The 11,236-nt window shown below is 68.0% G+C and carries 8 protein-coding genes; all 8 read left to right on the top strand.

Going from position 1 to position 11,236, the window contains the following annotated elements; genetic code table 11:
- The first annotated feature begins 433 nt into the window (after window positions 1-433).
- Window positions 434-1,066: a GAP family protein gene (locus CED_RS18160; protein WP_035912590.1), complete on the top strand. Its 633-nt coding sequence runs from the start codon at window positions 434-436 to the stop codon at window positions 1,064-1,066.
- A gap of 295 nt (window positions 1,067-1,361) precedes the next feature.
- Window positions 1,362-2,123 carry a ribonuclease BN gene (locus tag CED_RS18155; protein WP_235187137.1) on the top strand — a complete coding sequence of 254 codons (762 nt, stop codon included), beginning with the start codon at window positions 1,362-1,364 and terminating at the stop codon, window positions 2,121-2,123.
- A 1,004-nt stretch (window positions 2,124-3,127) separates the two neighbouring features.
- Window positions 3,128-5,059, top strand: a complete 1,932-nt coding sequence (locus tag CED_RS18150; RefSeq protein ID WP_051868904.1) for a phosphatidylglycerol lysyltransferase domain-containing protein — start codon at window positions 3,128-3,130, stop codon at window positions 5,057-5,059.
- A gap of 79 nt (window positions 5,060-5,138) precedes the next feature.
- Window positions 5,139-6,245 (top strand): esterase family protein, encoded by a 1,107-nt coding sequence (locus CED_RS18145; protein WP_235187136.1) that lies wholly within the window; start codon window positions 5,139-5,141, stop codon window positions 6,243-6,245.
- 249 nt (window positions 6,246-6,494) lie between these two features.
- A complete protein-coding gene (locus CED_RS26350; RefSeq protein ID WP_051623936.1) occupies window positions 6,495-7,394 on the top strand; it encodes a rhomboid-like protein in 900 nt (299 codons plus the stop codon).
- Between the two features lie 255 nt (window positions 7,395-7,649).
- A complete protein-coding gene (locus CED_RS18135; protein ID WP_035733955.1) occupies window positions 7,650-8,054 on the top strand; it encodes a hypothetical protein in 405 nt (134 codons plus the stop codon).
- 284 nt (window positions 8,055-8,338) lie between these two features.
- Complete coding sequence (locus CED_RS18130) at window positions 8,339-9,016, top strand: Crp/Fnr family transcriptional regulator (RefSeq protein ID WP_011437131.1); 678 nt, start codon at window positions 8,339-8,341, stop codon at window positions 9,014-9,016.
- A 193-nt stretch (window positions 9,017-9,209) separates the two neighbouring features.
- Window positions 9,210-10,334, top strand: a complete 1,125-nt coding sequence (locus CED_RS21675) for a hypothetical protein (RefSeq protein ID WP_152569789.1) — start codon at window positions 9,210-9,212, stop codon at window positions 10,332-10,334.
- Window positions 10,335-11,236 lie beyond the last annotated feature (902 nt).

The following is an 11,236-nucleotide window of genomic DNA, read 5'->3' as shown; positions in this document are numbered from 1 at the left end:
GTTCGACTGGAAGTACACCCGCGCCGATCTCCTCAAGACCGCCAGCGGCCTCGCCCTCGCCGCATAACCGGCGAACTTGCAGCGACGACCACTAGTGCCCCCGGCCACCGTCTGCGGCATCGGGCCGAGACGAGAGGGTGAGTTTCGGGTGATGCTGGGTTTGACGCGGCGAGCAGGCGGTAGGTAATGGCTGTGGTAATCGGCGCACCCGACGCGCGCGGGGCCGGGAGGACCCGGTCCGGCTGTTGGCTCGGCGAGCGAGGAAGCGGTCCGCGGCTACATCCGCGCCGCGACCCGCGCGACCATTATTGCAGACGAGCTGGCCAAGCTCGGAGNCCTGCACCGCCGCGGACTGCTCAACGACCAGGAGTTCGAGCGCGAGAGGGCTAGGAGTCTCGCGTGAATCAGCATGGTCAAGCGGTGGGGAGCATCCATGGACGGTCTCCAGATTCTCCCGCTGGCAATCACCATGATGATCGGACCGCAGATCATGTCGGCGATCATCTTCGTTACCACGCCACGAGCCGGGCGGGTATCCCTGGGGTTCCTGGCCGGTGTGGCGGCCGCGACAGCGGCCGGTGTGGCCGTCATGATGGGCCTCGCCGCCTTGCTGGACAGCGCCGTCGACCTGGGAAGTTCGAGGAGTAACGGTTCGGCCGGCCAGATCATCCAGTACGTACTGGTGGGCCTGTTGGCAGTCGCCGCCGTGAAGAACTGGGTGCGGCGCGAAACGGTGGAGCCGCCGAAATGGCTGACGACGCTGATGGCGGCAGATCTGATGAAGGCGTTCCAAGTCGGACTGTTCGTCATTCTGCTGATGCCCNCGGACATCGTGATTATGATGACGGTTGGAATACACCTGCAGCAGAACAACGCGTCCTATGCGGCAGCACTCCCGTTCATCGGGCTGACCGTTACGGTGGCGGCACTGCCGCTGCTTGCCCGACTACTGTTCCATAGACGGGCAGAAGTCGCCGCACCGCGCGTCCGAGACTGGATGAACACTCACAGCTGGCTCATCAACATAATCGTCTGCATCATTTTCATCGCCCTCATCATCGACTGAAGCGGCTGCCTGAGTCCCCGCCCCGGAGGGCGAGCGCCGCACACAGGGCATTCGGCGGATCCGGCGATGAACCCGGTGCTGTGGGGAGGACGCCATGCCCCGGAGCTGGCGTACGAGTAATAACAATCCTGCGTCGCGGCCGTCCGGCGGCGCTGGCGCTCACCGCAGCGGCGCGCCGTGGCGGCCGATCAGGACGCTCTGTGCGCGCGTCGGGACAGCCCGGGGGCGTGCGGGGCAGTCCCCGGTAGGAGACCTGGCGTCCAGACTACGTGAGGCGGATCTGATTAACAGGGCGATGAATCTCGCCGCGATGATCCTGATGATTTTCTTTCCTTTTGTCATCACGCTGGCGGCGCTGTCGCCACTGCGGCAGGGCGGTGCGGCGGACATAATCATCGCGCGCATGGGGTTGAGCCATGATGCGGCGATGGCCGTGGAACGACTCTTTACCCCGCGGAGCGGAACCGTCCTCACCGGCTGGACAGTACTGGGAGTGCTCTGGCTGATAATTGGCGGACTGAGTCTGGCCGCGTCCGTCCAGTCCATTTATGTGCGGGTCTTCAGACTGAAGCCATTCGGGCTACGCGGCCTNCTGGCCCAGGTCGGCTGGCTCTGCGGATTGATCTTCTTTCTCGTCGCTACCACGAGTCTCGGGGCGCTGCTCACCGGCACCGTGGCTGGTCAGGTCTGCTACGGCCTGGTAGCCACCGTGATCCTGGCGCTCTTCTTGTGGGTCGGGGTCCGGGTACTCACCATCGGCCGGATGAGCTGGCGGGACTCGTGGCCGACAGCCCTGTTCACGACGATCGGCCTGACTGGTCTGGGTGTCGTCAGCCGGCTGGCATTCTCGGCTTCCATCGTGGCGAACGAGCGCAGCTATGGCGGGATCGGGGNCGTGTTCACCATCCTGTCGTGGCTGATCGGTTTCGGTGTCGTCCTCATCGGAGGGGTAATCGTCGGCACGTGGTATCTCGACACCGAGCTGTCGGTCGCCGGCATCCTCAGAAAGTTTCACATCGGGAGGAGGACGGGCCGAGACCAAGCCCGGAAATCATGAGCTGAGCCGGTGCGCGGATCGGCGCCGAGGGCCACAAGGGCCAATGACGTGTGACCTGGTGTTGATCGTGTCCGGCGGACAGCAGGAGGTGACGCTGTGTAAGCGGCTGATCTGGTTGACTGGCGTCCTGCCCGTCTTACCCTAGGTTCAGGGGCGTCAACGTCGCCTCCACAGGGTCCAAGCCGGGCACCCGCATCGGCCGCAATCCGAGCCGGGCCGGTAGTGCTCGTGGTCATGACGCGCATGGCCGCAGCGGCAGCGCAGGATGAGTAGACCGCGGATCGACCTCACAGGGTCACCTCCGNCCGGATGGGAGTAATAAGTGAGCTAGATAAGTGAGTTAACTGCCTAAATGTCGTATGTGAGCTGGTCTGCTGGGTGTGTCTAGACGTTCGGGCGGAGATCGTCCAGGTCGTCCTTCCCTGCCGGCCCGGGACGCCCGCCTGGCCCTCGTCCACGACTCGGCGCCTTCTGCGCGTGACCACCCCGCGACTCGGCCCGGCTACGATCGGGTGGCNCGAGGAACGTCCGTGACGGGGCGGTTTATCGTCTCCAGGTCCTGAGCGCCATAGCAAGCGACCCATCGGGAGACGATAGGGATCATGAGAATCTCGAGCGGGACCGGGGCATCGGGCACCTCGGCCGGGCGCCCCGCCGACGGGCGGCGGGGGGGAAACGCGCCGCCCGAGGCGAACGAGCGCGCCGTCATCCGGCGCCGGTGGTGGCCACGCCCGGCGGTGCGGCCGGAACCCGGGCGGCCCGGCGCCCGCCGGGGCCTGTCCGCCCGGTCTGGTCCGGTCGGTCGGGGGTCCGCGGCCTCTCCCGTCCCTCCTGTCCCTTCCGCACAGCCTGCCCCCCAGGCACCGCGTGCCCCGTCTGCCTCACCGGCGTCGTCTGCCTCACCGGCGTCGTCTGCCTCACCGGCGTCGTCTGCCTCACAGCCGTCATCTGCCCCGCCGTCGACGACATCACCCGGCGTCCGTCCCGGCAGGAAGAGCGGCCGGATGCCCGTGCTGCCCCCCTGGAAACAGCCGTGGGCGCCTCGGATCGCCGCGCTGCTGGCTCTGGTTGTCGGCCTGGTGGACGTCATCTCCGCGGTCACCCCGGAGTGGCGCTCCCGCCTGGAGGACCTGCGGGTGCTCCTGCCCCCCGCGGCCTCCCAGCAGGCCGCCGCGTTCACCGTCGTCGTCGGCATGCTGCTCGTGCTGCTGACGCCGGGGCTGCGCCGCCGCAAGCGGCGGGCTTGGCGGGCCGTGGTGGTCCTGCTCGGCGTGAGCATCGTGCTCCACGTTGCCAAGGGTCTGGACTACGAGGAGGCGGCCGGATCGGCCGCGCTGCTCATCGCCCTGCTGCTGGTCCACGGGGAGTTCCGGGCCAAGGGCGACCCGTCGACGCGTTGGCGGGCGCTCGGCGTCGGCCTGCTGCTCACTGTCGTCTCGATCGGGATCGGGTTCCTGCTGCTTTATGTGCGCCAGGACCGGATCGTCGGCCCGCATTCGCTGTCCGCCCAGTTCGAACAGATCGTCGAGGGACTCGTCGGGATCCCCGGTCCGCTACGGTTCACCTCCGACCGGTTCTCCGGCCTCGCCGCCCGCGTGCTGCTGACGATGGGCCTGTTGACCATAGTGACCACCGGCTACCTCGCGCTGCGACCGCCCGAGCCCCGGCCCCGGCTGACCGACTCCGACGAGGAACGGATACGTGCCCTGCTGGCCCGGCACGGCAAGGCCGACTCGCTGGGATACTTCGCGCTGCGGTCGGACAAGTCGGTGATCTGGTCACCGACCGGCAAGGCCTGCGTGGCCTACCGGGTGGTCTCCGGCGTGATGCTGGCCAGCGGAGACCCGCTCGGTGACCGGGAGGCCTGGCCGGGGGCCATCAGGGAGTTCCTGCGTGAGGCGGCCGATCATGCGTGGACGCCGGCGGTCCTCGGCTGCTCGGAGGCGGGTGGCTTCGCCTGGACCCGCGCCGGGCTGTGCGCGCTGGAATTCGGTGACGAGGCCATCGTCGACACGGCGTCGTTCACGCTGGAGGGCCGGGCGATGCGTAACGTTCGCCAGGCGGTCGCCCGGGTGGAACGCGCCGGCTACACCGCGGTCGCGCGGCGGGNCGGCGATCTCGCGCCGGCCGACATCGCCCGGCTGAAGGCACAGGCCGCTGCCTGGCGGGGTACCCAGACGGAACGGGGCTTCTCGATGGCGCTCGGCCGCCTCGGCGGCGGCGCGGACGGCGACTGCGTAGCCGTGATGGCGTTCTCCCATGACGCGGGTCCCCATGACGCGGGTCCCCACGACGCGGACGACCCGGTGAACGGTGCTCCGGGCCACCCGGCGAACGACACGACAAGCGGCATCGAGGACGGCACGTCGCATGCCGACGCGGCCGGCACCGAGCCCCGGCTGCGCGCCCTGCTGCATTTCGTGCCGTGGGGCCCCAACGGCCTGTCGCTGGACGCGATGACGCGGGACCGGACCGCCGACAACGGGCTGAACGAGTTCCTCATCGTCAGCGCCCTGCGCCAGGCCCGCGAGCTGGGCGTCGAACGGCTGTCGCTGAACTTTGCGTTCTTCCGGTCCGCGCTCGAACGCGGCGAGCGCCTGGGCGCCGGGCCGGTCATCCGCTGCTGGCGTTCCCTGTTAATATTCTTGTCCCGCTGGTTCCAAATCGATAGCTTGTACCGGTTCAACGCCAAATTTCAACCCNCCTGGCAGCCCCGTTATATCTGCTNCCCCGCCAGTTCCGAGCTACCACGGATCGCCTTGGCGATGCTCGAAGCCGAGGCCTTCCTGGTCTGGCCCTGCTGGCGCGACCATCTGTCCGGGCTATCCCGGTTGTCCCGACTATCCCGGTTGTCCCGACTGCCCCGGCCTGGGACGGCCGGCCTCCATCACCGTGCCCGAAGAAAGGACACCTCGACCGGCCCCGGGCCGGACTGACCATCACCTTCAGTCTACGTCGTCCATATTGTCTACGTCGTCCATATTGTCTACACCGTGGACACACTCGCAGGGGAGCGTGGATTTGGGGTCCCTGGTCGTCATCGGGAAGTGGTTCCTGCTGTCCCTGGCGGGAATGTCGCTCGCCTGCTGGGCAGGCTGCGGGTGGCTGGCCCACCGGCGCCGGGCGGGGCATCGGAACCGGGTGGGACGCCCCGCCGCGTTCGGGATGGGCGTCCTCGCCATGCTGCTCACGTTGGTGACGGCGGCGGATCTGGTCAATGCCTACTACGGCTACCTGCCGCGGGTCGACGACGTCATCGGGGTGAAGTCCTGGCCGACGGGGTCGGCGCGGGAGGCTGTGGCGCCAGCGCCGCCGCACCCGGACGGATCGGTTATCGACCTGTTGGTCCCCGGCACGCACAGCGGGTTCGGTGTGAAGGAGGCAAAGCAGGCACTGGTGTACCTCCCGCCCCAGTACTTCACCGAACCGCACGTCCGGTTCCCCGTCGTCTACCTTCTGCATGGCTCGCCGGGGGTGCCGGTCGACTGGTACCGGGCGGGCCGGGCCGCGCAGGTCGGCGCGCTGCTTGCCGGGGTCGGCCGGCCCGCGATCCTCGTCGCCCCGCGACTGAGTCACGGTTGGCTCGACGACAGCGAATGCGTCGACCGGCCCGGCGAGAACATCGAGACCTATCTGATCGACGACGTGATCTCGACGGTCGACCGGCGGTTGCGCGCCATCGCGGACCGAGCCGACCGGATCTTCGTCGGAATGTCCGCCGGCGGGTTCTGCGCGCTGAACCTCGGGCTACGCCACCGTGACCTCGTCGAGACGATCATTGATATGTCCGGGATGTCGAAACCGACCCACGACGGCGGGATGGTCGGCCTGTTCGGGAACCGGCCCGATCTCGCTCTGGTCGTGGCGGCGAACNCCCCGGCCCGGTACGCGGCGACGCNCCCACCATTCCCGCCGATGCGGGTGTGGCTGGACTGCGGACATGGCGATCATGAGGCGTTGGGCGACACGGAGGCGATGGCCCGCGCCCTGGGGGAGCGTCCGGGCTTCGACGTCGTGCTGCGGCTGCGCCCCGGCGGCCACGACTTCGGCGTGTGGCGTCCGGCGCTTCGAGACAGCCTGCTGTGGGCGGTACCGCCCGGCGTGACCATCCGCCCGGCGTGACTGTCGGCCCCGTCCGCCCGGCGTGACCATCCGCCCGGCGCGACCATCCGCCCGGCGCGACCGTGGCACATCTGGTCGGCTGCCGCGGTGCCGGGAATGACAGCGCCGGGCGAAGACATTCTTCAGATGGGCCCTGCTTCTCGTCAGGCGGGAGTGTTCCGTGGCGTGCTCGATTCCAGGCCGGGGCGATCAGCGGGGATGGGCCGCGCCGGCGGAGAACATCCGAGGTGGACCGGGGGCCGGAGTCCCATGACCGTCCGCACNCCGGCCCCCGCCGGAGGCGACGACGGTACCGCCAGAGGTGACGACGGCCCCGCCGGCGCGGAGCACGTTCACGGGGCCGAGGGCGCCGCCAGCCCGTGGTCGGGACGCCCGTGGTCGGTCGTGTGGCGGCTGCCGGTGACCGTAGGCCGGTTCCCGGTGACCGACTCCTTGCTCGGCGCCCTCGTCGCGGCGCGGGTGTTCCAGTACGTCGACCCGGCCACGGCGACCCGCTGGCAGTGGGCCATGAGCACAACCTTCGACCAGATGCGCCACCATCCCCTCGGGGTGCTTGTGGGCAGTATTCCGTGGCTGCCCGAGGGGCCGTTGGCGCCGTGGCTCATGTTCGCGGGCCTGGCCGTGGGCGGCTTGGAGGCGACGGCGGGAGGCGCCACCGCGCTGGCCGTCGTGCTGGGTGGGCACGCCGGGGCGACGTTGATCTCCCAGGGTGTGCTGGACCTGCGGGTCGTCACCGGCGGGTTGCCGCGGACCGCTCTGCACGTCCTGGATGTCGGGCCGAGCTATGTCGTGGCGACCGCCCTGACCGCGCTCGTGGTGCTGCCCTCCCGCCGGTCGCTGCGCGCTCTGGCGTCACTGACCTTCGTCGTCGTACTCCCCGTGATGATGAAGGGGGTGAGCCGTGGGGATCTCGACGCGGTCGGCCACACGGCGGCCCTCGCCCTCGGTGCGCTCGCGGGGCTCGCGCCACCGGTGCGCCGCCGCGCCGCGGCGCGGCGGGACACCGCTCGGTGGGACGCCGCCCGGCGCGGCTGGTGGGACGTCGGGGGGAACAGGAGGGCGAAGTCCGGCCACAAAGCGCGGTTTGGTGTGCGAAGATATCGTTGGATACGTGGACGGCGCGAGTCGGGTCTTGATCTGCATTTTTAGTGTGCGCCGCTGATCCGAAACGCCGACGCCAGCGGGCATGATGGTGTTAGCGTCCTGGCTGTCCGCTGCCACCACGGTCTGCTCGTCCAGTGCCCCATCGCAGAGCTTTCCTGGCTCATCGAACCGCCAAAAAGGGTCTCATCATGTCATCAAAGAGAAGATCTTCCTTCTGACTCTGGTGCAGGCAGCAACATTCTCAATCGCGGCTGGTTGCAACCGTGACCAGTTGTTCCTTTGACGGAAGAGGAGCCAAGCGTGGCAAGTGTGATCGACGGCATCTACCGGATCAGCATCGCCGGGCAGCAGACCCTCACCGACGTGGGCGGGGGCAACCTCGTCCTTCTGCCTGACGGCAACGGCGGCGGGCAGGTGTGGCAGGTGCGGCGCGCCAACGACGACACCTACACGATCCGCAAGCCGTCCGGCGGGGCTTTTGTGAGCTTCGATGGTGACCCGGACACATTCGAGCGGGTACGTGTGCTCCCGGAGCCGCGTGAATGGAAGATCGCTGATGGTCCCCAGTCGGGTACCTTCACCATCGGTGTCCCGGACAATGAACTGNCCCTGGGACTTCNCCCGGCGCTCATCTACCCGCCGCTGGTTGCCCTGTCACCTATCTTCAGGGAGGACAGGGGCTGGATTTTCGAGGGCGTCGAGTAGTCGAGTAACCCGTCCACCCGGGGCCCGGCCCGGCCGGTGAACGAGGCCCTGCGCCGATGGCACGGGGAGCCGGGCGCCGTGCCGCGGATGGCAGCAGTTCGACCATCCGCGGCACGGTACATCGATGCATCGGTGCATCGGTGCATCGGTGCATCGCGGCCGAGAGCGAATCGGGCGAACCGGATAGAAAGGATTGATCGGACAAGACCGCTGGTCGGTCACCTCAGTCGCATCCTCTCGGTGGCGGCGCCGAATGCGGGCCCGATCCGCGATACTTCTGTGGGATGACCAATTCTGTCCGGCCTGCCCGGCGGGGAATGCAGGCTATCCTCGGCGACCGTCTCTGGCAGGCGTTGTTGTCATGCGGTTCCCGGTGCCATTTCCGGTCGCGGCAGGTGCTGCTGCGTCAGGGCGATCCAGATGATTTCCTGCTTCTGCTGACCACCGGCCGGGTAAAGGTGGTGCGCGTGGACGCGGAGGGCTCGGCCCTCCTGCTGGCGCTGCGCTCGCCCGGGGACATGATCGGTGAGATGGCGCGAATCGGAACCGGACGCACCGCCACGGTGCAGGCGATCGATCGATGCGAGGCGCATCGGGTCTCCGCCGCCACGCTCGACTCCTTCCTGCGGCGGCACGGTGTTCAGGGAGCGCTGGCTGACTACGTGGTGAGCAAGCTGTCCGAAACGGTTCCCTATCAGCATCAGCTCGTGCATTTCTCGCCGCGGCAGCGGGTCGCCCGCCTGCTGTTGGAACTGGTCGCCCTCGCCGGACCGGAGCTGCCCGATCCGATGCGGGTGCCGTTCTCGCTCGATGCCGTCGCGGAGTCCCTGGGGCTCGCCCGGAGCACGGTGGCCGCACATGTGGCGGCATTGCGAGAGGAACAGGTGCTGAGGCCGGGGCCACGGCTCGCGGTGGCGGATATCTCACGGTTGCGGGCCGAGGTGGGCATCACGACCGGCTGAGCATGCCGGCTGGCCCGGCGGGCTCCAGGTCGTCCGCTGGTTCTCCGTTGACGGGAGCCGGTGGGCCGACGAGATGTGGTCCGTGCCACCGTTGAACCGTCCGTCGATGGACGTTTTTGTCACTCTTCCGCCGCGACGCTGAAGAACACGGGCACGACATCCGTGCTCTCCCGCGAACGCGAAGGATTCAGCGATGGCCTCTACACCGGTCCATGGCGGCACCGACAGCATGGCAATGCCCCCTTACCGGGCCCTGCTCGTCGTCGACATCAAGGATTTCAGCGGCTACCCCGGACGCTGGCACGAGGACATGACGCGGGCGGTGCCGGACATCCTCACCGGAGCGTTCGCGCGTTCCGGCTGGTCCGAATCACCATCGATGGAACGTTTCTCCGACACCACCGGCGACGGGTACGTGCTCGGCTTCGAGCCCTCGATGCTGCCGTTGCTCGTCCACCCGTTCCTGGACAACCTCCAGCAGGAGCTGGAGTACCGGAACAAGGTCGCGCACGTCGCACCTGCCGCGGCCGACCGGCCGCTGCGGATGCGGGTGAGCCTGCACGTGGGATCGACGACCGATTCGGGGATGAACCGGTTGGGTGACGGCAGCGGTGCGGCCCGTATTGCCCTGCACCGCCAGCTTGACGCCGCCGCGGTACGACACCTGCTGGAAGACTCGAATCCCCGGACGACCCTGGTGGCCGCGATCCTGTCGTCACGGACCTACGAGGACGCCGTGCTCAGCGGCTACAGCGGGCTGGACGACTCCTTGTTCGTGAAGGCCCCCGTCGAGGTGAAGACATACCGCGACGAGGCGTACCTGTATGTGCCGAGACCGTCGGGCGGCCTGCTGCACCGCGGCTTCCGCGTTCCCGAGGTTCTACCCGCACCGTCGCGGGCGGCTGCCGAGGCTTCCACGCCATCGGACCGTAGCCGAGCCGACCTTGGGCAGAGCGGCGCTACCAGAAATATCAGCGGCATCAGAAATATCGGTGGTATCAGCAACGTCGGCGGATCGGTCCTCGGGGATAATCGGCCGCAGACGCACGTGGGCATCGGTGACATCAACACCGCGTCTGGTCCGATCCGCACGACCCGTAGAGATACCCACGCCCCACGCGGCGACCAGCAGATCGGGCCGCGTACCGAGCACCATGGCCCGGAACACTATGGCCAGGGCCACCAGTTCGCCGCGCCGCTTGACCGCCCCACTTTTGGTGATTCTAACTTCACGCAGGGATCCTCGACCCCGACCCCGGACCCCGAAGCCGTGGACGAAAAGGGGACTTCGGGCGGGGAGGGCGCGCACGATGACTGACATCCGGAGTCTTATGCCTGGCGCCAGTCCAGCGGATGACACCTCGCCGCACGAACCGCCGGGTAATGTGCCCCCGGACGAGAAAGCAGCCGGCGCCGGCGCAGCGGCCGCCGCCGAACCACCGGGGGTCGGGAACGCCGGTAATGTCAGTGGGGCAGGAAGTTCTAGCGGAGCAGGCAACGTCGGCGGCTCGGTAAGTGGTGACAATCGGGCGCAGACCCATCTGGGAAACGGCGACATCAAGAATATTGTGAATCTGATCGACCTGGCAAAGAAGCGAGTTCGCCGGCCCGAAGCCATCTCCGGCGCGACTCTTCGCGAGCTGAGCGGAGTGTTCGTTCGGCCCACCGGCTTCGCGGATGCGGCGGAAAAGATAGAAAAACACCGCCTGGTGCTGCTCTCGGGATCCCCCGGAGACGGCATCCACGCCGCGGCGTGGATGCTGGTGGCTGGAGCCGGTGGTGCCAGGGCCGGGACGGAGAGGATTGAGCGTATTCCCGCCGATGTCGAGGCAGACGACGAGCCGGACATTCCCCAGAAAGCGTTGGACGATCAGGCGCGGTATCTTCTCGACCTGTCCGAATCGATGCCGTCTCGCTCCGAGGAACTGGCGAAGCGGCTTGAGGCGCTGCGGGACGTCGTTGCCGGCTCGGCCCGCTATCTGGCGGTCATCCTTCCACCGGACTCGGTGAGATGGCTGCCGGCCGAGCTGCGGCGACTCGTGCCCGAGATGAGCCGGCCGGACTGGCGTGCCGTGCTGCAATCACACCTCGCCGTATCCATGCAACCAAGCGCGCAGCCTGATCTTGCGACGATAGTAAAGATTATCGAAAAGTCTGCCGATCTCGCCGATCTCGGGGCCGCCACGCTGTATCAGGTGAGCCGGGTGGCCGTAGCGTCAG

This window comes from Frankia sp. CeD, assembly GCF_000732115.1.
In the GTDB taxonomy this organism is placed as follows: Bacteria; Actinomycetota; Actinomycetes; order Frankiales; family Frankiaceae; genus Frankia; species Frankia casuarinae.
The sequence above is the reverse complement of the archived record's forward strand: the minus strand, read 5'-3'. Positions and strand labels throughout refer to the sequence as shown.